21 protein-coding genes are annotated in these 19,884 nt (G+C 66.8%); 9 read left to right on the forward strand and 12 right to left on the reverse strand.

Annotation, left to right across the window (positions count from 1 at the left end; translation table 11 throughout):
• Positions 1-73: 73 nt before the first annotated feature.
• Positions 74-1,210: a M14 family metallopeptidase gene (locus QPK29_RS25025; RefSeq protein WP_371768901.1), complete on the forward strand. Its 1,137-nt coding sequence runs from the start codon at positions 74-76 to the stop codon at positions 1,208-1,210.
• 28 nt (positions 1,211-1,238) lie between these two features.
• Here the strand turns inward: QPK29_RS25025 and QPK29_RS25030 are convergent, their stop codons facing one another.
• From QPK29_RS25030 to pmbA, 3 genes are all read right to left on the reverse strand, one after another.
• Positions 1,239-1,892, reverse strand: coding sequence for an oxygen-insensitive NAD(P)H-dependent nitroreductase NfsB (locus QPK29_RS25030; protein ID WP_056124406.1), 654 nt, complete (start codon positions 1,890-1,892; stop codon positions 1,239-1,241).
• 60 nt (positions 1,893-1,952) lie between these two features.
• A complete protein-coding gene (locus QPK29_RS25035; RefSeq protein ID WP_371768900.1) occupies positions 1,953-2,957 on the reverse strand; it encodes a DUF4214 domain-containing protein in 1,005 nt (334 codons plus the stop codon).
• Positions 2,958-3,048: 91 nt separating this feature from the next.
• Positions 3,049-4,401 (reverse strand): metalloprotease PmbA, encoded by a 1,353-nt coding sequence (gene pmbA / locus QPK29_RS25040; protein ID WP_371768899.1) that lies wholly within the window; start codon positions 4,399-4,401, stop codon positions 3,049-3,051.
• Positions 4,402-4,494: 93 nt separating this feature from the next.
• On the opposite strand from pmbA, the gene yjgA reads away from it, so the two are divergent.
• From yjgA to QPK29_RS25060, 4 genes are read left to right on the forward strand one after another with little or no spacing between them, the layout of a single operon-like run.
• The gene (gene yjgA / locus QPK29_RS25045; RefSeq protein ID WP_056124414.1) at positions 4,495-5,100 is read left to right on the forward strand and encodes a ribosome biogenesis factor YjgA; all 606 of its coding nucleotides are present in this window, start codon (positions 4,495-4,497) and stop codon (positions 5,098-5,100) included.
• Positions 5,084-5,704 (forward strand): molybdopterin adenylyltransferase, encoded by a 621-nt coding sequence (gene mog, locus QPK29_RS25050; protein WP_056124417.1) that lies wholly within the window; start codon positions 5,084-5,086, stop codon positions 5,702-5,704. The genes yjgA and mog overlap by 17 nt, the downstream gene beginning before the upstream one ends.
• Complete coding sequence (locus QPK29_RS25055) at positions 5,701-6,369, forward strand: alpha/beta hydrolase (RefSeq protein WP_371768898.1); 669 nt, start codon at positions 5,701-5,703, stop codon at positions 6,367-6,369. The genes mog and QPK29_RS25055 overlap by 4 nt, the downstream gene beginning before the upstream one ends.
• A gap of 3 nt (positions 6,370-6,372) precedes the next feature.
• Positions 6,373-6,570 (forward strand): hypothetical protein, encoded by a 198-nt coding sequence (locus QPK29_RS25060; protein WP_056124423.1) that lies wholly within the window; start codon positions 6,373-6,375, stop codon positions 6,568-6,570.
• Between the two features lie 16 nt (positions 6,571-6,586).
• Here the strand turns inward: QPK29_RS25060 and QPK29_RS25065 are convergent, their stop codons facing one another.
• The 5 genes from QPK29_RS25065 to QPK29_RS25085 all read right to left on the reverse strand — a co-directional run bounded on the left by QPK29_RS25065 (position 6,587) and on the right by QPK29_RS25085 (position 10,647).
• Positions 6,587-7,612 carry a S41 family peptidase gene (locus QPK29_RS25065; protein ID WP_371768897.1) on the reverse strand — a complete coding sequence of 342 codons (1,026 nt, stop codon included), beginning with the start codon at positions 7,610-7,612 and terminating at the stop codon, positions 6,587-6,589.
• A gap of 25 nt (positions 7,613-7,637) precedes the next feature.
• Positions 7,638-8,375, reverse strand: a complete 738-nt coding sequence (locus QPK29_RS25070) for a LytR/AlgR family response regulator transcription factor (protein ID WP_371768896.1) — start codon at positions 8,373-8,375, stop codon at positions 7,638-7,640.
• A complete protein-coding gene (locus QPK29_RS25075) occupies positions 8,372-9,403 on the reverse strand; it encodes a sensor histidine kinase (protein ID WP_371768895.1) in 1,032 nt (343 codons plus the stop codon). Before QPK29_RS25075 ends, QPK29_RS25070 begins: the two co-directional genes overlap by 4 nt.
• 8 nt (positions 9,404-9,411) lie before the next feature.
• Positions 9,412-9,975 carry a hypothetical protein gene (locus QPK29_RS25080; RefSeq protein WP_056124434.1) on the reverse strand — a complete coding sequence of 188 codons (564 nt, stop codon included), beginning with the start codon at positions 9,973-9,975 and terminating at the stop codon, positions 9,412-9,414.
• A 117-nt stretch (positions 9,976-10,092) separates the two neighbouring features.
• Positions 10,093-10,647 (reverse strand): carboxymuconolactone decarboxylase family protein, encoded by a 555-nt coding sequence (locus QPK29_RS25085; protein WP_160409444.1) that lies wholly within the window; start codon positions 10,645-10,647, stop codon positions 10,093-10,095.
• Positions 10,648-10,739: 92 nt separating this feature from the next.
• Between QPK29_RS25085 and QPK29_RS25090 the strand changes: the two genes are divergently transcribed.
• A complete protein-coding gene (locus QPK29_RS25090; RefSeq protein WP_371768894.1) occupies positions 10,740-12,074 on the forward strand; it encodes an aspartate aminotransferase family protein in 1,335 nt (444 codons plus the stop codon).
• A 103-nt stretch (positions 12,075-12,177) separates the two neighbouring features.
• On the opposite strand, the gene QPK29_RS25095 is transcribed toward QPK29_RS25090, so the two are convergent.
• The 3 genes from QPK29_RS25095 to QPK29_RS25105 are packed head-to-tail and all read right to left on the reverse strand — an operon-like array spanning position 12,178 to position 15,728.
• A complete protein-coding gene (locus QPK29_RS25095; RefSeq protein WP_056328261.1) occupies positions 12,178-13,029 on the reverse strand; it encodes a fumarylacetoacetate hydrolase family protein in 852 nt (283 codons plus the stop codon).
• A complete protein-coding gene (locus tag QPK29_RS25100; RefSeq protein ID WP_371768893.1) occupies positions 12,998-14,305 on the reverse strand; it encodes an MFS transporter in 1,308 nt (435 codons plus the stop codon). The genes QPK29_RS25095 and QPK29_RS25100 overlap by 32 nt, the downstream gene beginning before the upstream one ends.
• A 16-nt stretch (positions 14,306-14,321) precedes the next feature.
• Positions 14,322-15,728, reverse strand: coding sequence for a KamA family radical SAM protein (locus tag QPK29_RS25105; RefSeq protein WP_371768892.1), 1,407 nt, complete (start codon positions 15,726-15,728; stop codon positions 14,322-14,324).
• A 296-nt stretch (positions 15,729-16,024) separates the two neighbouring features.
• Here QPK29_RS25105 and QPK29_RS25110 point away from each other — a divergent pair, with 296 nt between their 5' ends.
• Together QPK29_RS25110 and QPK29_RS25115 are read left to right on the forward strand one after the other, a co-directional pair.
• Positions 16,025-16,483: a cache domain-containing protein gene (locus QPK29_RS25110; protein ID WP_371767166.1), complete on the forward strand. Its 459-nt coding sequence runs from the start codon at positions 16,025-16,027 to the stop codon at positions 16,481-16,483.
• Positions 16,484-16,564: 81 nt separating this feature from the next.
• On the forward strand, positions 16,565-18,265 hold the full coding sequence (locus QPK29_RS25115) for a methyl-accepting chemotaxis protein (protein WP_160409447.1): 1,701 nt from the start codon (positions 16,565-16,567) through the stop codon (positions 18,263-18,265).
• Positions 18,266-18,269: 4 nt separating this feature from the next.
• On the opposite strand, the gene QPK29_RS25120 is transcribed toward QPK29_RS25115, so the two are convergent.
• Positions 18,270-18,839 (reverse strand): DNA-3-methyladenine glycosylase, encoded by a 570-nt coding sequence (locus tag QPK29_RS25120; protein ID WP_371768891.1) that lies wholly within the window; start codon positions 18,837-18,839, stop codon positions 18,270-18,272.
• Between the two features lie 150 nt (positions 18,840-18,989).
• Between QPK29_RS25120 and QPK29_RS25125 the strand changes: the two genes are divergently transcribed.
• Entirely contained in the window at positions 18,990-19,862 is an 873-nt protein-coding gene (locus QPK29_RS25125) for an HDOD domain-containing protein (protein ID WP_371768890.1), read from the forward strand.
• The last annotated feature ends 22 nt before the right edge of the window (positions 19,863-19,884 follow it).

Here is a 19,884-nt window from a genome sequence, read left to right on the forward strand (position 1 = left end):
AGTAGCAAACCCTTGGTCGTCATCCATTAAGCAGTATCATGCCGGCTCACACCCAACAACATCAGGACGCACTATGTCTATCAAGATCAGCAGCCAGTTCGACGCTGGCGCCATCGATATCGTGAACGCCACGAGCGCGAACGCCATCGACCTGAACATCCGCAAGGACTCCCACGCCGACATCACGCAGTGGTTCTACTTCCGCCTGCAGGGCGCGCAGGCGCAGCCGTGCACGATCCGCCTGCTCAACGCCGGCAAGTCCGCGTATCCGAAGGGCTGGGAAGACTATCACGCGATGGCCAGCTACGATCGCGTCAACTGGTTCCGCGTGCCGACGAGCTTCGACGGCCAGGCGCTCACGATCGAGCACACGCCCGCCATGGACAGCGTCTACTACGCCTATTTCGAGCCGTATTCGTGGGAACGCCACCTGGAGCTGCTCGACCGCGCCCAGCTGTCCGAACACGTGCGCATGCTGGACCTCGGCTCGACCGTCGACGGGCGCGACCTGAACCTGCTCGTCATCGGCGACGAGGCCGCGAACAAGAAGAAGGTGTGGGTCATCGCGCGCCAGCACCCGGGCGAGACGATGGCCGAGTGGTTCGTCGAAGGCATGCTCGACGCCCTGCTCGACCCGGCCCATCCGTTCGGCCGCCAGTTGCTGAAAGAGACCGTGTTCTATGTCGTGCCGAACATGAACCCGGACGGGTCCGTGCGCGGCAACCTGCGCACGAACGCGGCCGGCGCCAACCTGAACCGCGAGTGGCTGAATCCGTCGTTGGAACGCAGCCCGGAAGTGTTCCTGGTCCGCAAGAAGATGGAAGAGACGGGCGTCGACCTGTTCCTGGACGTCCACGGCGACGAAGGCCTGCCCTACGTCTTCATCGCCGGCAGCGATGCCCTGCCGACCTTCACGGCGAACCAGGCCGCCGCGCAGAAGGCATTCTCGGACGCGTTCATGATCGCCAGCCCGGACTTCCAGGACGTACATGGCTACCCGAAAGAGCCGTACACGGACGAGGTGCTGACGACGGGTTCGCCGTACGTGACGCATGCGTTCGGCTGCCTGTCGCTGACCCTGGAACTGCCGTTCAAGGACAATGCCAACGACCCTGACCCGCTGGTCGGCTGGGACGGCGCCCGCAGCGCACGCCTCGGCGCCGCGGTGCTGCAGCCGGTGCTGCAGGCCGTGCGTCAGTTGCAAAAATAAGAAACGGGGCACGAGCCCCGTTATCCGCTTACAGGAAAGTAAACACCTGTTCCTGCGTGAGACGCGATTTCGGCAGGCTTGCGTTGAAATCGCTGTCGGCGTGGTAGCCGAAGCTCAGCAGGACGAGGCTGGACAGGCCTTTCTCGTGCAGGCCCAGTTCCGCGTCCAGCGCGGCCGGGTCCAGGCCTTCCATCGGGGTCGTGTCCACGCCCAGCGCGCTGGCTGCCAGCATGGCGTTGCCCAGCGCGATATACGCCTGCTTCTCGAACCACTGCGGCAGGTCCTTCAGCGTGTAGCGGTGCAGGTTGACGTAGCCCTGGCGGCCCTTGGCCTGGCCGGCCCTGGCGGCATCGTCCTTGAAGCGGCCGTCGCGCTGTTCCTGCTCGAGCAGGCGCTCCAGGTGGCCGCCTTCGGCGTCGACGCGCGTGCAGAACAGGATCACGTGCGACGCGTTCAGGATCTTCGCTTCGTTGTAGCTGTACGGACCCTGCACGCCCTTGGCCAGGCGCGCCTTCGCTTCCGGCGTGCTGGCGACGATGAAGTGCCAGGGCTGCGAGTTCACCGACGACGGGCTGTTGCGCAGCACTTCATAGATCTGCTGCATCGTCTCTTCGGGGACGCGGCGGGTCGGGTCGTAGGCCTTGGCGGTGTAGCGCTTGCGGGCGGCGGCAAGAATGTCCATCGGGTTCCTTTCAAAAATGCGTATCTGCACATTATTGCAGGAACCCGAAAAACGCGTGCGTCACATGGTCATGATGGGCGCGTCGAACACGAGGCCGTTGCCGATCAGCTGCACGCTCAGGTCCACGTTTTCCGGACTCTCGCTGATGCCGGCGAGCACCTCGCCACGGGTGGCGATCTTGCGGTCCAGGGCGTCCGTCCAGAAGTCCAGCCCGGCCTGGTCCGGCGCGCGGTGCAGGATGTGCTCGTAATACTTGACCACCAGGTCGCGGTTGGCGAGGCCGCCGTACAGCTTCTGGTATTCCGCCGATGCGAGGAAGGCGCCGGTGATCCCCGCCAGTGTCGCGCCCCCGCCATCGATCTGCTGCGTCCAGAAATCCAGGCCCGGCTCGTCCGGATTGCGGCCGAATGCGGCCTGGTACAAGCGGAACAACTGGCCGCCCGTGTTGTCGACGCTGATGAGCGCGACGTCCTTGTCGTCGAAATACACGCGTTCGACGCCCGTCAGCGTGTCGATGCCGCCGGTGCCCTTCAGGTCCGCGATCGTCCACGCGGCGCCCGTGCGTTCGATCCGGTAGTCGGCGTAGGCGCCCTTGTAGGCGATGGTGTCGAAACCGGCGCCGCCGTCGATCACGTCGCTGCCCGCGTCGGCACCGATGCGGTCGTCGCCGCCGCCGGCCCGGATGACGTCGCTGCCCGCGAAGCCTTGCAGGATGTCCTTGCCGGCGCTGCCGGTGATGGTGTCGGAGCCGGCCAGCAGGGCCGTATAAATCTGGGTATCGGTCGTGGCCTTGAGGACCGTGTCCAGGAACGTCCCGCCATCGATGGTCAGGTCCGTCGCCTGGAACACCGGCAGGCCGGAGTAGCCCAGCTGGACCAAGTTCACGGCCGTCGCGGTGCCGCTCACGTCGCCGGACGGGCCGATCGCGAAGTTACCCAGGATGGACAGGTGCTGGAGCCCGTTTTCCAGCGTGACGCTGCTGGACGAGGTCGAGATGATTTTCCATTGCACGGCCGTGCTGCCGATCAGGTCGAGCTGCAGGCCGAAAGTCTGGAGTGTTGCCATGACGTCTCCCGTGACATAGAAAGTCGTCAATGTAACACATGGTTATGACATTTTTGCAATAGATTGTCATGACCTCATGGCAAATGTGAAATCAATTGCCCGCGACGACCATCTGCTCGATCAGGATGGAACCCGTCGACTTGTTCCCGCGCGTGAGCACGTCGTTGCCGACGCCGACGATGGCCTGGAACATGTCCTTCATGTTGCCCGCGATGGTGATCTCTTCGACCGGATACTGGATGACGCCGTTCTCGACCCAGTAGCCGGACGCCCCACGCGAGTAATCGCCCGTGACGTAGTTCGTGCCCTGCCCCATCAGTTCCGTGACGAGCAGGCCGGTGCCCATCTTGCGCAGCATGCCTTCGAAGTCGTCGGCGATCTTCGTTTCTTTCGAGATGATTTCCAGGTTGTGCGAGCCGCCGGCGTTGCCCGTCGTCTGCATGCCCAGCTTGCGGGCCGAGTACGACGACAGGAAATAGCCTTGCAGCACGCCGTCGCTGACGACCTTGCGGCGCTGGGTACGCACGCCCTCTTCGTCGAACGGGGCCGAGCCCACGCCGCCGATCAGGTGCGGGTCTTCGACGATCTGGATGTGGGATGGGAAAATGCTGCTCCCCAGCGAATCGAGCAGGAAGCTCGACTTGCGGTACAGGGCACCGCCCGAGGTCGCCTGGACGAACGCACCCAGCAGGCCGGCGGCCAGCGGCGCCTCGAACAGCACGGGGCACGTGCGAGTGTCGAGCTTGCGCGCGTTCAGGCGCGCGAGGGCGCGTTCGGCGGCATAGCGGCCGATCTTTTCCGGATCGCCCAGTTTGTTCGGATCGCGCGCCGACGAATACCAGTCGTCGCGCTGCATGTGGGCGCCCTTGCCCGCGATCGGCGCGACGGACAGCGTGTGGCGCGAGAACGGGTAGCCGGCGCAAAAGCCGAGCGAGTTGGCCGCCACGAAGTGCGACTGCTGCACGTAGACGCTGGCGCCTTCACTGTTGGTGACGCGCTTGTCGACGGCGAACGCGGCCGCCTCGCAGCGCTGGGCGATGGCGACGGCATCCTCGGCGCTGATGTCCCATGGGTAACACAGGTGCAGGTCGCGCGGGTTCGTTTCCAGCAGGTCGGCATCCGGCAGGCCGGCGGCCGGGTCCTCGGCCGTGAAGCGGGCGATGTTGTACGCCGCCTCGACGGTGGCGCGCAGCGAGTCGCGCGAGAAGTCGGACGTACTGGCGTGACCACGGCGCTGGCCGGAGTAGACGGTCACGCCGATGCCCTTGTCCTTGTTCTGCTCGATGGTCTCGATCTGGCCCTTGCGGACCGTCACCGCCAGCCCGCTACCCTCGCTGATCTCGACCGACGCATCGCTGGCGCCCGTTTCCTTGGCAATGGCAAGCACGTCCTGTGCAAGCTGCTTGAGCTGATCCTGGGTATGGGTGAAGACGGTATCGGTCATGTGCGTTTTTCGTAGCGAGCCCTAAAACAGTTATCATAGCAGCCGTTTACTGTTTTTACCGGCCGGCTTCGTGCCTGCCGAATCTAGATCATCATGCCAAATGCCAACCGCGGCTCCGTCGGCTTCCGCTCCGACGAGTTCGACCAGGAATACGACCGCCCTTCCAAGTCCGAACTCAAGCGCCAGAGTAACGAGCTGCAGAAGCTCGGTGAACAGCTCATCGAGGCGCCGCGCGACCGCGTCAAGCGCGTCCCGATGCCGGACGAAGTCCGCGACGCCATCCTCATGTGCCAGACCATCACCAACCACGAAGGCCGGCGCCGCCAGCTGCAATTCGTCGGCAAGCTGATGCGCTCGCTCGACGAGGAAGAGGTCGCCGTCATCCAGCGCACCATCGAAAGCTGGAAGGGCACCTCCAAGGCCGAGGCGGCCGCGCTGCACGCGCTGGAGCGCCGCCGCGACAAGCTGCTGGCCGACGACAAAGCGCTGACCCAGTTGCTGGAAGAACACCCGGACCTGGACGTGCAGCACCTGCGCACGCTGATCCGCAATGCGCGCAAGGAACAGGCGGAGAACAAGCCGCCCAAGGCCTACCGCGAAATCTTCCAGATCCTGAAGGACCTGGCGAAGGCGCCGAAGGCCGCGCCTGCCGATGAAGCCTCCGGCGACGAGGACGAAGACGATGAGTCTGGACAATAAAGTCGAAGAGCTGGTCGTCGGCCTGGTCTCGGTCTCGGACCGCGCCAGCGGCGGGGTCTATGAAGACAAGGGCATTCCCGCGCTGCGCGAGTGGCTGGAAGCGGCCCTCGTCACCCCGTTCCGCGTCGAGACGCGCCTGATCCCGGACGACCGCGCCAGCATCGAGCAGACGCTCGTCGAGCTGGTCGACACCGCGCGCTGCCACCTCGTGCTGACGACGGGCGGCACGGGCCCCGCCCGCCGCGACGTCACGCCGGAAGCAACCGTCGCCGTGGGCACGAAGGAGATGCCTGGCTTCGGCGAGCAGATGCGCCAGATCAGTCTGCACTTCGTGCCGACCGCGATCCTGTCGCGCCAGACGGCCGTGATCCGCGAGACGCCCCATCACGCCGCCCTGATCATGAACCTGCCGGGCCAGCCGAAGTCCATCAAGGAAACGCTGGAAGGCCTGAAGGACGCGGACGGTCGAAACATCGTCGGCGGCATCTTCGCGGCCGTCCCGTATTGCATCGACCTGATCGGCGGCCCGTACGCCGAGACCGACCCGGCCGTCTGCAAGGCCTTCCGGCCGAAGTCGGCGCAACGACCAAAGGACCCCGCATGAGCGACCTGCTCGAACACATCCAGATCGAGACCAACGACAACCCCGAGATCGCCATCATCTGGATGCACGGCCTGGGCGCGGACGGCAACGACTTCGTGCCGATGGTGCGCGAACTGGACCTCGCCGGCCTGCCCAGCATCCGCTTCATCTTCCCGCACGCGAACACGATGCCGGTGACCATCAACAACGGCTACGTGATGCGCTCCTGGTACGACATCACGGGCCTGGAACTCGGGCGGCGCGAAGACGAGAATGGCCTGCGCGCCTCGCAGAAAGACATCGAAGCCTTCATCGAGCGCGAAAAGGCACGCGGCATTCCCGCCTCGCGCATCATCCTGGCCGGCTTCTCGCAGGGCTGCGCGATGGCCATCCAGACGGGCCTGCGCCATCCGGAACCGCTGGCCGGCCTGCTGTGCCTGTCCGGCTACGTGCCGTTGTCGGCCAACGTGGCGACCGAACGCTCCGACGCCAGCAAGTCCACGCCGATCTTCATGGCCCACGGCCGCTACGACAACGTGGTGCCATTCAATCGCGCGGAAGCGTCGCGCGACCTGCTCGTCTCGCTGGGCTACCGGCTCGAATGGCATGAATACGCCATGCAGCACACGCTGTGCCTGGAAGAAGTCCAGCACATCTCGGCGTGGCTCAAGAAAGTACTGGACTGAATCATGGCAAAGAAAGAGGAACTCGACGAGGAAACGCTGGCGCTGATTCACTGGTGCATCGAGGTCGAACACCACCTCGTCGCCGGCGGCGCCACGCAGAAACAGGCGCAGGAACACATCGAGGAACAGGTCGAGTGGTTCACCGACATGTTCTACGAAGGCCTGACGCCGGAACAGGCGGCGAAGGAAGCGCTGGCCTGAGCTGACCTGAGCCCGCCTACTCGGGCACGCAGCGCGGCGAATTGGCGGCAGCCCATTCCGCGGCCGTCCTGAGCGACGCCTCGACCGGCTCGCCTTTCGGCGCCGGCTGCATAGGCGCGATGCCGCCGCGGAAGACCGGACCATCGGCCAGCGCATACCGCATTTCCGTCAGCAACAGCATGGCGCCGTCGGGCAGCCAGTACACCTTGTTCGCCGTCGACATGCCGTACGACGCCTGGCCGAACGTCCGCACCCGCTCCTCCCCCATCAACGCGACGAGCAGCATCTCGCCCGCGCTCGCCGTCTTCGCGCCGACCAGCACGGCCAGCGGCCCGGCGGCAAAGGACGAGAATGGATTGGCGCGGTCCCCCACGTCGCGCGCGGCCATGCCCGCGAGACCGGTGCGATCGACCACCGGGATCGCCTTGCCGTCGCGATCCACCCAGCGCGCCTTGTTGGCATTGCCGAACAGCGGATACATGGCGATGAACGGCGGCCACGCGTTGCCGCCCGTCTGCTCGCTCAGGTCGACGACGAGCGCGCAGGCCCGTCCGACGCCGGGCAGCGCGGCCGCGTCGTCGTACACGCGCCGCACGTAGGCCGACATGGCCGCGGGCGCCATGTCCGTCGTCGCCGGCGGCACCCAGCGCAAGACCGTGCCTCGGCTCGTCGCGACCAGCTGGAACGGCGCAACGCGGGGACCGGCCGGCTGCGGCAGCGCGGACTGTCCCGGCGCCTGGGGCGGGAACAGGAACGAGTGGCCGCCCGTGTCCAGCGTGCCGAGCACCTTGCGGATGCGCGCATACAGGTCGTTCCGGTCGACGTCCGCCGTCTTGCCGTCGACCGCGGCCAGCAGGTCCTGCTTCGCCTGAGCGTATTCTTCCTGCCGGCGCGGGTACAGGCCCTTGCTCTCGACCAGGCTGATCGCCTGGTCCGCGACGGCGCGCGCCAGGGCCAGCGGCATGGTCTCCGCGGCGCCGGCGGCGGTAGCCGCGGCAAACGACAGGGCGCAAACGGCCGCCCGCAACAGGTTGCGATTCATGGTGTCTCCTTGTTGAACGAGGCGGCTACATGCCGCGGAACAGATATTGAAAGCGCTGGCTGACCGGCAGTCGCGCGGGATGCCCGCGCAGGTGCACCCACAAGGCGCCATCCTCGGCGCGCGCGGCGCTCGCGATGCGCCGCACGGCCACCATATAGCCCCGGTGGATCTGCCAGAACGCGGCCGGGTCGAGCGAATCGGCCAGTTCCTTCAGGCTGAGGCGGATATGGGCTTCCAGCCCGTCCGTCACCACGCGCGTGTACTTGGCATCCGCGCAAAAATACAAGACGTCGGCCAGGTCGATGAAGTGGATCGTGTTGCCGACCGTGGCCTGCAGCCAAGCGGGCGCCCTGGGTGCGGGCCGCAAGCGCGACACGAGGTGCGTGAGGTCCGGCGGCGGCGATGCCAGGCGCGCACGCACGCGCTCGACCGCGCGCGCGAGGCGTTCCAGCGCGATCGGCTTCACGACGTAGTCCACGGCACCTTCGTCGAACGCGGCGAGCGCATGTTCGCCGTAGGCCGTCACGAACACGACGTGGGTCCGCGCCCCGAACACGCGCGCCAGTTCCAGGCCGTCCAGGCCCGGCATGCGGATGTCGAGGAAAGCCACGTCCGGCATCCATTCGCGGCCCAGGCGCAGCGCCTCGATGCCGTCCTGCGCGGCGGCGATCTGCGCGTCCGGCCACAAACGTTCCAGCGCTTCGACGAGTTCCGCGCGCAACAGCGGTTCGTCATCGGCGACGAGGATGCGGGGCGCCGTCATGCCATCACCTCCAGCGCGGCGGCCGCCGGCAGCGTCAGCACCGCTTCCGTCAGGCCCGCATCGCCGCGGCGCAGGACGAAGCCGGCGCGCGCCCCGTACAACGCTTGCAGGCGCTCGCGCAGGTTGCGCAGGCCGACGCCGCTGCCCAGCGTGGTCTCGCCGATACCGGCGCCGTCGTCGGCGACGACGATGGTCAACACGTTACCGTCGCGAACCGCCGTCACGGCGATGCGCACGGTGCCCGGCTTCGGCTCGAGGCCGTGGCACACGGCGTTCTCGACGAGCGTCATCAGGAGCAGCGGCGGCATCGACACGGCTGCCAGCGCGGGCGGGCAATCGAGCTGGTATTGAAGACGCTCGCCGAAGCGGATCGCCATCAGCGCGAGGTAGTGGCCGGCCAGTTCGAATTCGCGGCCCAGGGTCGACGCCTGGCTGCGCATGTCGGGCAGCGCGCTGTGCAGGTAGGCGATCAGGTGTTCGAGCATCTCGACGGCGCGCGGCGGCTGGTGGCGCGCGAGATATCGCGTGTTGGCGAGCGTGTTGTACAGGAAGTGCGGTTCGACCTGGGCCTGCAGCGCTTTCAGCTCCGCCGCCAGCGCCGCGTTGCGCAGGTCGGCCAGCTGCTGCGCGTGGGCGCGGGTGCGGGCGAACCACAGCGGCAGCCCGAGGACGGCGACATTCACGCCGACGACGCAGGCCAGCACCTGCTGGTCGGGCAGCGCCTGGACGCCCCACGCGGCGAGCACGCTCTGGTATGCCGGCAGCACGGCCCACGCGCCGGCGCCGGTCGCGGCCAGCAGCAGCGTCATCGCGCTGGTCCAGCCGAGCCGGCGCGCGGCCACCAGCAGCAGTGCGCACGTCACGAAACCCGGCACCACGATCGCGCCGAACAACGCGAGCAAGGCGTAGCGCCGCAGCAGCAGCGCGCCGCCCGCGACGAGCGCCAGGCACAGGAGGCTGAGCAGCCCCTGGCGCCATGCACAGCCGTACAGGCGGCGGATGGCGCGGGCGCAGTCGTCGTCGGTCATCGATTCGCTCACAAGGTCGGCGTGGTCGGGATGGCGGCCTGCGGCGGCATGTGGTCGACGGGGACGTCACGGCCGACGGTCTCGAACGCGACCGGCTCCATCCACACCTGGCCCGTGCCGCCGCCGATGGCGCCGAACACGATCAGCGCCGCGTTGTCCGGGACATCCAGCACGACGCTGCGCTCCTGCCAGCCGGTGGTGCCCTTGAGCGGCTGGCTTTTGGTGTTATAAAAGGCGACCGACTTGCCTTCGTGCGTATCGACACGCATCCACAATCCCGCCCAGTCGCTTATCGCCTCGGTACGCAGGCGCGCGCGAAACCGCACGCGCTGGCCGAGGTAGCGCTGGGCCTGGACAGGCTGGACCAGGGCTGCCCACGCCTTGGGATCGTTCGTCTTACTGCGCAAGAACTTGGCCCCGCGCCCTTCCGGCGACGTGTCCACGCCGGCGGTGAATTTGTCGGGATTTGCACCGGTCACGTGCCAGTTCGGCGGCAACGGCGCGGGCGTAGCGGCCAGCGCGAGGACGGTCGTGGCGGCCGCCGCGGCGGCGAGGATGTAATGGGGTTTCATCGGTTTGTCTTTCGCGAGTGGTTGGGAGCCGTCACTATGCCGCCAGCGCCGGCGATGCGCCGGGCAATGCGACGGACGACTACCGCGCCGCGACGAACGCGGCCTGGCGCCGATGGGCTAATCGGGCAGCGGCGCCGCACTCGACGCCGGCGCTTCCGTGCGCGCCGTGTTCATCACCATCGCGAGGAACGTGTAATAGCCGTTCACGCCCATCAGGTCGACGACGCCCTGCTCGCCGAACAGGGCCAGCGCGTCGTCGTAGACGCGGTCCGACACGCGCTTGTGGCGGTGCAGTTCGAGGCAGAAGTCGTACACGACCGCTTCGTCGACGAGCATCGCGGCCGGCCGCTCGTGCCGCGCGATGGCCGCGATGACGTCCGGCGGGACGCCCACCTGCTGCGCGATCGGCGCGTGGATCGCCCACTCGACCTGCTGGTCCCATTCGCGCGCCGTGACGAGGATCGCCAGCTCCGACAGGCGCACGCCGATGGCACTGCGGTAGCGCAGGTACTCGCCGACCCGCTGCGCATGGCCCATCAGCTCGGGACTGCGCAGCAGCGGCACGAACGGGCCGTACAGCGCGCCGCGCGGGCCATTGATGATCTCCTGGGCCGCGGCGCGCTGGGCGTCGGTCCAGTCTTCCGGCGGAATCGGGCGAAGGCGGTCTGTCATGACGAAAATATTCGCATGCCTTGAGGCAAAAATCAAAAGAATCCCGACGGTTCCCGTTTATTGTCAAACGTCAACTTTTTGGGGAGCTTCCAATGACGCATATCCTGCATCGCAGCCTGCGCCAGACGCCGCCCGTCGCGGTCGGCGGCGCGGGCGTCTATCTGTACGACAGCCACGGGCGCAGCTACCTGGACGCGAGCGGCGGCGCGGCCGTGTCGTCGCTCGGGCATGGCCATCCGGACGTGATCGCGGCCATGCACCGCCAGATCGACCAGTGCGCCTACGCCCACACCGCGTTCTTCACGACCGAGGTGGCGGAGCGGCTGGCCGACCGCCTCGTGGCGAACGCGCCGGCCGGCATCGAAGGCGTGTACCTCGTGTCGGGCGGATCGGAAGCGATGGAGACTGCGCTGAAGCTGGCGCGCCAGTACTGCGTCGAAGGCGGAGAGCCGCAACGCTCGCTATTCATCGCGCGGCGCCAGAGCTACCACGGGAACACGCTCGGCGCGCTGGCCGTGGGCGGCAACGAATGGCGCCGCAAGCCCTTCGCCCCGCTGCTGATCGACGTCGAGCGGGTGTCGGCCTGCTACGAATACCGCGGCCGGGCCGAGGACCAGACCGTCGACCAGTACACGGCGATGCTGCTGGACGAACTCGAAGCCGCGATCCTGCAGGCCGGCCCGGACCGCGTGATCGCGTTCTGCGCCGAACCCGTCGTGGGCGCGACCGGCGGCGCGATCCCGCCCACGCCCGGCTACTTCCGCGGCGTGCGTGCACTGTGCGACAAGTACGGCATCCTGTTCATCGCCGACGAGGTGATGTGCGGGATGGGCCGCACGGGCACGATGTACGCGATCGAGCAGGATGGCGTGGCGCCCGACCTGATCGCCGTGGCGAAAGGCCTGGGCGCGGGCTACCAGCCGATCGGCGCGGTGCTCGTGAACGGCGCCATCGTCGAACGCCTGCGCGCCGGCAGCGGCGCATTCCTGCACGGGCACACCTACATCGGGCATCCGGTCGCGGCGGCGGCGGCCCTCGCCGTCCAGCAGGTCATCGAGCGCGACGACCTGCTCACGCAGGTGCGCCTGCGCGGCGCGCAGCTGCGGGCCATGCTGGACGAGGAATTCGAAGACCATCCGCACGTGGGCGACATCCGCGGCCGCGGGCTGTTCCTAACCCTGGAACTGGTGCGCGAGCGCGCGCACAAGACGCCGTTCGCGCCGGAGCTGAAACTGCACGCGGCGATCAAGGCGCGCGCGATGGAGAACGGGTTGCTGGTGTATCCGATGGGCGGCACGATCGATGGCCGCCACGGCGATCACGTGCTGCTGGCGCCGCCGTTCGTCGTCACGCAGGGGGACCTGGGCGAGATCGTGGGGCGGTTGAAGGAATCGGTAGAGGGGGCGTTAAAAACAGTGGCTATCTAAAACAACGTCGCCCCTGCGAAGGCAGGGGCCCAATTTCTTGGCTCAGCTACGAACTTGGATTCCCGCCTGCGCGGGAATGACGGATCAAAGGCCACGGGCCATATCAGGCTTTGGGAAACGCGACCACTTCCTGCTGCTGCTCGCCCAGCCCCGCAATCCCGAGGCGCAGCTTGTCGCCCTTCTTGAGGAAGCGCTGCGGGCTGCGGCCGAGGCCCACGCCTGGCGGCGTGCCCGTGGTGATGATGTCGCCCGGTTCCAGGGTCATGAAGCGCGACAGGTAGCTGACGATCTGCGCGACCGTGAAGATCATCTTCGACGTATTCCCGGTCTGCACGCGCTTGCCGTTCAGGTCGAGGTACAGGTCGAGGTCCTGCACGTCGAAGATCTCGTCCTTCGTCACGAGGAACGGACCGACGGGGCCGAAGGTGTCGCAGCCTTTGCCTTTATCCCACTGCGAGCCGAGTTCGAACTGGTAGGCGCGTTCCGAGACGTCGTTGACGACGCAGTATCCAGCCACGTATTTCAGCGCATCCTTTTCGTCGACGTACTGCGCGCGGGTGCCGATGACCACGCCCAGCTCGACTTCCCAGTCGGTCTTTTTCGAGCCTTTCGGCAGCTGGATGGGATCGTCCGGGCCGTTCAGGCAGGACGTCGCCTTCATGAACATGATCGGTTCCTTCGGGATCGGGGCCCCGACTTCGGCCGCGTGGTCGGAGTAATTCATGCCGATGCCGATGAACTTGCCGACGCCCTTGACCGGCACGCCGAAGCGGGGGTTGCCGCGGACGACCGGCAGCGTTTTCCAGTCGACCTTGGCGAGCTTGCGCAACGCCTTTTCCGACAGCACCGACGCGTCGACGTCGTCGATGACGCCGGACAGGTCGCGCAGGCGGCCTTCTTCGTCGAACAGGCCCGGTTTTTCCTTACCGGGGCGACCGTAACGAACCAATCTCATATTCTTCCTTCTGGGTGAGCAAAGCGATGCCGCATTTTACTTGACGGCGCCGAAGGAAGTCGTGGACGTACCCGAGCAGGCCAGGCATCTGCAGCGCCACCAGCACGCCGAATGCGACGCGGTAGGCGAGCGCCGGAAAGTGGCCGGCAGCGTCGGGGCGCCACAGGCCGACGATCAGCCCGAACCCCGCCTGCACGAGGAACGCGCCGATGAAGATCAGGAGGTTCAGGCACGTCGCCGCGCGTCCCGTCAGCGTGCGCGGCAGGCTCTGGGCCACGATCGCGTATTCGATCCCGGTGATCGTCCCCACGAGCGTGAACAGCACCGACAGCAGCTGCAGGCTGGGCCGCCAGTTCAACACGATGACGACCTGCACCAGGATGAAGAGGAACACGCCGACGGCGGCCACGTCCAGCGCCTCGATGCCGCGCCGCCCCGCCCATTCCGTGATCATGCCGACCGCGATGGCGCCGAAGATCACCGACGCCATGCCCATGTACAGCAGGTAGGCGACGGCGGCGTCGGGAAAACGGGCCACGTCGGCCAGCCAGCGCCCGATCCACAGGCCCTGGATGCCGAAGAAGATCGCATGCGGCACGAGCACCAGCGAGATCGTCGCGCGGAACGCGGGCGCGCGGTACACGTCCAGCACCGAGCGCACGGTGGGCAGCGCGCCGCCGGGCGCCTGCGACCTGGGCGTGACCAGCCAGATCAGCAGGCCGCTGCAGGCGGTGAGCGCGGACAGCAGCATGAACAGGCCGCGCCAGTCCGTGTGCTGCAACAGCATCCGCACCGGCATCGTGCTCGAGGCCGCGCCGAGCCCGCCGACGGCGATCAGGTAGCCCTGCACGGACGGCAGGCGCGTGGGCGCGATCCAGGTGGAGATCGCCTTCACGGCCGACATGAAGCATCCACCGAGGCCGCAGCCGATGATGGCGCGCGCCAGCACCAGCTGGCCGAACGAGCGGCCGGTGGCGAACAACAGCGCGCCGATGGCCGCCAGCATCAACAGCACCACCTGCACCTTGCGCGGGCCGTAGCGGTCGAGCGCGATCCCGACCGGCAGCTGGACGAGGGCGAACGCGAAGAAGAACGCGCTGGTGAGGAGGCCGAGCTGGCCCGGCGTCAGCGCGAGCGCGCCGACCAGATGCGGTGCCAGCACGGCGTTCACGTTGCGCAGCAGCGAGGACAGGTAATGCCCCAGCGCGAACGGCAGGAACACGTAGAAAAACACTGCCACCCCGTTGAGGCGCGACTGGCTCTGGTCGGTTTCCATGGACATCTCCTGCGGGTCAGGCCGCGTCGGGTTGACTGTCGCTGGCACGCCGGTCCTGCGCCTGGACAGCCTGGATCGGGATCACGCGGCCCGCCGCACCAAACGTGTCGTGATCGTCCTCGCCGCCCTCGAAGAAGAATTTCTTGCGGCCGAACGCGGGCTTCAGGTGATCGAGCCAGGTGGCGTCGGGATCGTATTTCGCGAAGAACGGCCGGCGCACCCAGTCCGGATTGCGCGCCTGCAGGAACTGCAACGCGAACAGCTTTTCGCCGTTGATGGTGACGACGCCGTCGATCACGACCTTGCCCGGGAACGCGCTCATCGACGGCCCGCGCACGGTGCGCGACAGGCCCGACACCATGCTGTACGCGGACTGGAAGATCTCGTGCGCGCGCGCCAGGGGCAGCGCGAAGTACTCGCGCGGCCCGGTGTCGCGCTCGACGAACATGTAATAAGGGATCGCGCCCAGGCGCACGCCCGTCGTCCACAGTTCGGCCCAGCTGTTCGGGTCTTCGTTGATGTGGCGGATCAGCGGCCCCTGCATGCGCAAGGTGGCGCCCGTGCCGACGATGCGCTTGACGGCCTGCTGGGCCACCGGCTGGCGCAGCTCGACGGCGTGGTTGTAATGCCCCATCAGCGCGAGGTTCTTGCCGGCCTTGACGACTTTTTCGAACAGTCGCATCAGGTCGTCGCTGTCCTTGTCCGACACGTAGCGCTGCGGCCAGTATGCGACCGACTTGGTGCCGATCCGGATGTTCTGGATATGCGCCAGTTCGGGCGCCAGCAGCGGTTCGATGAACTCGGCCAGCGAGCGCGTATTCATGATCATCGGATCGCCGCCCGTGATCAGGACGTCCGTCACGTCTGGATGCGTGCCGAGGTAGGACACCAGTTCCGTCGATTCGCGCGCATCGAACTTCATCTCTTCCATGCCCACGAACTGCGGCCAGCGGAAGCAGAAGGTGCAATAGGCGTGGCACGTCTGGCCCGCGCTGGGGAAGAACAGCACGGTTTCCTTGTACTTGTGTTGCAAGCCCTTGAGCGGGGCGTCGTTCACGCGCGGCACGTTGTGCGTCATCTGCCCGGCCGGGTGCGGATTCATGCGCATGCGGATCTGGTGCACGAGCTGCGCGATCGCGGCGTCGTCCTTCTTGACCAGCACGAGGTCGCGCAGCTGCTCGTATTCGCGCGCGGGCAGCATGTCGCGGTGGGGGAACGTCAGGCGATAGATCGGATCATCCGGAACATTGCTCCAGTCGATCAGCTGCTCCATCACGTATTCGTTCGTGCGGAAGGGCAGCACGTGGGACACCACCTGCACTGCTTCCTGCAGATCCGGGCTCAGCCATTGCCATTGGCGCGCGTTCTGGATCGACTGGCGGGTATAGGGCTTGAACTTGGCGGGGGTTGCGTCGAGGGTCACGGGATTTCTCCTGAGGGAAGTGGTTGATGGCAGCAAAAGGTGACGCATGGAAATAATTGCCGACAGGAACCGATGGTAGGGAGGCGGCCTCGCCTTTGAGTTGCCATCAGTCAAGTTCCGATTCCGTTTCTCACTGATTTCCACATGCCCTGCGAAAGATCAGCGTTGCCGTTGCGGCGGCACATCGGGCGCTACTTGCGTTAGCACAACAGCCCGGCTGGGGCCGCGGCGTAGAGTAGGAAATGCAAATAGGCAACATTCAGACCTATTCATCTTTTCCCCCGAAAGGACATCCTATGAAGCTGACCGCAACCGTAGTCGCTACCGCCCTGACCCTGTCCTGCGCCGGCGCACTGGCGGCCGAACCGACCGAGAAAGATGCGATCGCCATGGCCGAGCGCGGCGCCGCGATGGTCAAGGCCAAGGGCAAGGAAGAAGTCATGAAACGCATCACGTCCAAGGATCCGGAATTCGTCCAGGGTTCGCTGTACATCGACATGCGCGACGTCAAGACCGGCATCGTGCTGGCCCACCCGTACAACCCGTCGATCGTCGGCAAGGACTTGACCGACGTGCCCGATGCGAACGGCAAGAAATACCGCCGCGAGATCATCGAACTGGCCGCCGCCAAGGGCAAGGGCTGGGTCGACTACCAGTACAAGAATCCGACCACGGGCAAGATCGAGCCGAAGACGACGTATATCCTGCTCGTCGACGGCGTCGTGCTCGAGGCCGGGCTCTACAAGAAGCAATAGGTCGTGCACGCGGGCGGCATGCCCGCGTTCGTTGTTCTGGCGGGCGGCATGCCCGCGTTCTTTTTTAAGCGGGAGCGCAACATGCTGAAAAAACTGAGGATCGGTCCGAAGCTGCTGCTGGCGCCCGGCATGGTGCTGGTGCTGCTCTTGATGCTGTCCGGTGCCGCCTGGTACGGGATGGTGCGCCAGAACGCGTCGCTGGAAAACATGGTGCAGGTCCGCGCGGCGCGCCTGAAAAACGTGGCCGACGTGGCGGGCGACGCCAAGTACGTCCACGCCAACGCTTATCAACTGCTGGCCTGGATCAACGGCAGCTTCGCCAAGAACCGTCTCGACGCGCTGATCGCCGACATCGGCAAGCGCCACGCCGCCGTGCAGGCGCAGTTGCAGGAACTCGCGCGCACGACCGAAGGCGTGGAACGCAAGCCCGTCGACGCGTCGCTGGCCGCGCTGGCGGCCTACCGCAAGGCCGTGCAGGAGACCATCGAGATGGCGCAGGTCGACCAGTCGATCGCCACCAACTCGATGCAGAAAGCGGAAAAGGAATTCATGGTGCTGAACCAGCAACTGGCCCAACTGGCCGCGCTGGAAAAGACGCTCAGCGAACAGGCCTACGCCGCCGCGCGCACGGAGTTCCACGACCTGGGCACGTGGATGGCCGCGCTGGTGCTGCTGTCGATCGCCGCGTCGCTGGCCGTCACGATGTTCGTCCGCCGCGCGATGTTGCGCGACATCGGCGCCATCTCGGCCGTCGTGGGCGAACTGGCCGAAGGCCGCCTGTGCGCGAGCGCCCACAACGACGGCCGCGACGAAATCGCCGACACGGCGCGCGCGCTCGACCAGACCATCGCCAACCTGAACACGACGCTGCGCAGCGTGCTCGATTCGGTGCGCTCGATCGACACGGCATCGAAGGAAATCGCCAGCGGCAACCTGGACCTGTCGACCCGCACCGAGCTGCAGGCCGGTTCCCTGCAGCAGACCGCGAGCGCGATGGAGACGCTGACCCAGGCCGTCAAGGGCAATGCGGACAACGCGCGCCTGGCAACGGGACTCGCGGCCGAGGCGGCGCGGCTGGCGGCCGGCGGCGGCCAGGCCGTCGACCGCGCCGTCGCCACGATGGAATCGATCCGCGCCAGCTCGCGCAAGATCGTCGAGATCACCGGCGTCATCGACGGCATCTCGTTCCAGACCAATTTGCTCGCGCTGAACGCCGCCGTCGAAGCGGCGCGCGCCGGCGAGCAGGGCCGCGGCTTCGCGGTCGTCGCCAGCGAGGTGCGCACGCTCGCGCAGCGCTCCGCCTCCGCGGCCAAGGAAATCAAGGCGCTGATCGCCGATTCGGTCGCGATCATCGACAACGGCAGCGCCTCCGTCAACGAGGCGGGATCCAGCATGGGCAGCGTGGTCGCGTCGGTGCAGCAGGTGAACGACATCATCAACCGCATCAGCGCCGCCAGTAGCGAGCAGGCCGAGGGCATCGCCGAAGTCAATCTCGCCGTCGGCCAGATGGACGACATGACGCAGCAGAACGCCGCGCTCGTCGAACAGGCCGCGGCGGCGGCGGCCAGCCTGCACGAGCAGACCGTCAACCTGGCGCGCGCCGTGGCTATCTTCCGCATCGAGGATGCCCAGGACGAGGCACCGGCCCCGATCGAACGGCGTGCCGCGGACAGCGCGATGCGCGGCCTGCCCGCGCTCGCGCATCATGCGACGCAAGACGAGGAAGAAGCGCCACGACCGCAGGCAAACGGTGCGCGGGCGCGGGCCGCCAACGGCCGCTAAGCGTTCAGCGGAACGGCTTGCTGACCCAGCGCGACCCGGCCAGGCCGAACCGCCAGGGCACGTCGACGGCCTTCGAAATCCCGATGCGCGGCCCGCTGACCACGTCGATGCCGGAGGGTGCCGGCGCCAGTTCGAACGGCGCCGCGGCCAGCGAGCGGCCGTTCAGGTCGCGCGTCACGCCCAGTGCCTGGCACAGCTTGCCGGGCCCGGAACACAGCAGCCAGTGGTCGCGCGTGCCGCGCCGCTCGGCCATCGTCTCGATGCCCGTCACGGGTTCGAGCGCGCGGATCAGCACCCCGGCGCCATGCCCCTCTTCCCGGCAGACGAAGTTCAGGCACCAGTGGATGCCGTACGAGCGGTAGACGTAGGCGTGGGCCGGCGGGCCGAACATCGCGAAATTGCGGTCGGTCGGGCCGGAATAGCTGTGCGACGCGGGATCCTCGCCGTCATAGGCCTCCGTCTCGACGATGCGGCCGCCGACGCCGTCGACGAGCACCGTGACGCCGATCAGCTGGCGCGCGACCAGATGCGAGGGTGCTAGAAAATCAATATCGGCAAGGATGGTTGAGGACATGGAGCAATTCTATATTGTTAAGATTTGACAGGTCGCACTGTCGGTTTTGCTACACAAAAGCAATACTTTGCTGCAACTTCAACGGCACTGGTTTATAGTGACAAACTTCGCACGGATTTCCGTGCAGCATCATTTTGTTCCCTTCCCGTCATGAGTACAGCAGCTGCCCTGGCGCGCCCGAGCGCCGTCGCCGAGGATCCCGTCGACGCCCTGATCAGGTCGATCCGGATCCCGCCGCGTCCCAGCCTGCTCGCCGACCTGCAACGGGAGCTCGCGTCGTCCGATCCGAGCCCGGCCGCCATCGGCCGCATCGTCGCCAGCGACGTCGGCATGTCGGGCGCGCTGCTGAAGCTTGCCAATTCATCCATCTTCGGGGGCCGGCGCAAGGCCAAGTCGATCGAGCAGGCGATCCTGTTCCTCGGCATTAACCAGGTCGCGTCCCTGATGACGGGCCTGCTCGCGCGCCGGGCGATCCCGGCCAACAGCGCGGCACTGGCCAGCTTCTGGGAAGTGTCGAGCCGCCGCGCCGAGGCGATGGTGTTCCTGTCGCGCCGCCTGCGTATCGGCGAGGCCGACGTGGCGCACACGTTCGGCCTGTTCTGCGATACCGGCGTGCCGCTGCTGATGGACCGCTTCCCCGACTACGCCGGCACGTACGCCGCGGCGTCGCTGGAGACGGAGCGTCCGTTCACGGCGCTGGAAGAAGAGCGCCACAACACGAGCCACACGGCGATCGGCACCCTGCTGGCGCGCAACTGGGGCCTGTCGGAAGACGTCGCGTGGTCCATCCTGCATCACCACGATTACGCGGTCCTGGACGACGCCAACACGACGCCGACGGTGCGTTCGCTCGTCGCGCTGTCGCTGCTGGCCGAAAGCGCGATCTGCAAATACCAGGGCGACGCCGAATCGCTCGAATGGAACAAGGGCGGCGCGCGCGCGCTCGCCTACCTGGGCCTCTCCGACGAGGAAACGGCCGAGCTGCTCGACGAGCTGCACGAAGCCTTCCACGACGACCAGTAGCGCGTCTTTACTTCCGCCCCGG

Source organism: Massilia orientalis, from assembly GCF_030411975.2.
Lineage (GTDB): Bacteria > Pseudomonadota > Gammaproteobacteria > Burkholderiales > Burkholderiaceae_D > Telluria > Telluria orientalis.

Coding starts and splice junctions, on each gene's coding strand:
- QPK29_RS25085 (WP_160409444.1), bottom strand. CDS start 10,647: ATGACAGACCGCCTTCGCCCGATTCCGCCGGAAGACTGGACCGACGCC.
- QPK29_RS25060 (WP_056124423.1), top strand. CDS start 6,373: ATGGCAAAGAAAGAGGAACTCGACGAGGAAACGCTGGCGCTGATTCAC.
- QPK29_RS25070 (WP_371768896.1), bottom strand. CDS start 8,375: ATGACGGCGCCCCGCATCCTCGTCGCCGATGACGAACCGCTGTTGCGC.
- QPK29_RS25055 (WP_371768898.1), top strand. CDS start 5,701: ATGAGCGACCTGCTCGAACACATCCAGATCGAGACCAACGACAACCCC.
- QPK29_RS25100 (WP_371768893.1), bottom strand. CDS start 14,305: ATGGAAACCGACCAGAGCCAGTCGCGCCTCAACGGGGTGGCAGTGTTT.
- QPK29_RS25115 (WP_160409447.1), top strand. CDS start 16,565: ATGCTGAAAAAACTGAGGATCGGTCCGAAGCTGCTGCTGGCGCCCGGC.
- QPK29_RS25095 (WP_056328261.1), bottom strand. CDS start 13,029: ATGAGATTGGTTCGTTACGGTCGCCCCGGTAAGGAAAAACCGGGCCTG.
- QPK29_RS25125 (WP_371768890.1), top strand. CDS start 18,990: ATGAGTACAGCAGCTGCCCTGGCGCGCCCGAGCGCCGTCGCCGAGGAT.
- QPK29_RS25080 (WP_056124434.1), bottom strand. CDS start 9,975: ATGAAACCCCATTACATCCTCGCCGCCGCGGCGGCCGCCACGACCGTC.
- mog (WP_056124417.1), top strand. CDS start 5,084: ATGAGTCTGGACAATAAAGTCGAAGAGCTGGTCGTCGGCCTGGTCTCG.
- QPK29_RS25030 (WP_056124406.1), bottom strand. CDS start 1,892: ATGGACATTCTTGCCGCCGCCCGCAAGCGCTACACCGCCAAGGCCTAC.
- QPK29_RS25065 (WP_371768897.1), bottom strand. CDS start 7,612: ATGAATCGCAACCTGTTGCGGGCGGCCGTTTGCGCCCTGTCGTTTGCC.
- yjgA (WP_056124414.1), top strand. CDS start 4,495: ATGCCAAATGCCAACCGCGGCTCCGTCGGCTTCCGCTCCGACGAGTTC.
- QPK29_RS25075 (WP_371768895.1), bottom strand. CDS start 9,403: ATGACCGACGACGACTGCGCCCGCGCCATCCGCCGCCTGTACGGCTGT.
- QPK29_RS25120 (WP_371768891.1), bottom strand. CDS start 18,839: ATGTCCTCAACCATCCTTGCCGATATTGATTTTCTAGCACCCTCGCAT.
- QPK29_RS25035 (WP_371768900.1), bottom strand. CDS start 2,957: ATGGCAACACTCCAGACTTTCGGCCTGCAGCTCGACCTGATCGGCAGC.
- pmbA (WP_371768899.1), bottom strand. CDS start 4,401: ATGACCGATACCGTCTTCACCCATACCCAGGATCAGCTCAAGCAGCTT.
- QPK29_RS25025 (WP_371768901.1), top strand. CDS start 74: ATGTCTATCAAGATCAGCAGCCAGTTCGACGCTGGCGCCATCGATATC.
- QPK29_RS25110 (WP_371767166.1), top strand. CDS start 16,025: ATGAAGCTGACCGCAACCGTAGTCGCTACCGCCCTGACCCTGTCCTGC.
- QPK29_RS25090 (WP_371768894.1), top strand. CDS start 10,740: ATGACGCATATCCTGCATCGCAGCCTGCGCCAGACGCCGCCCGTCGCG.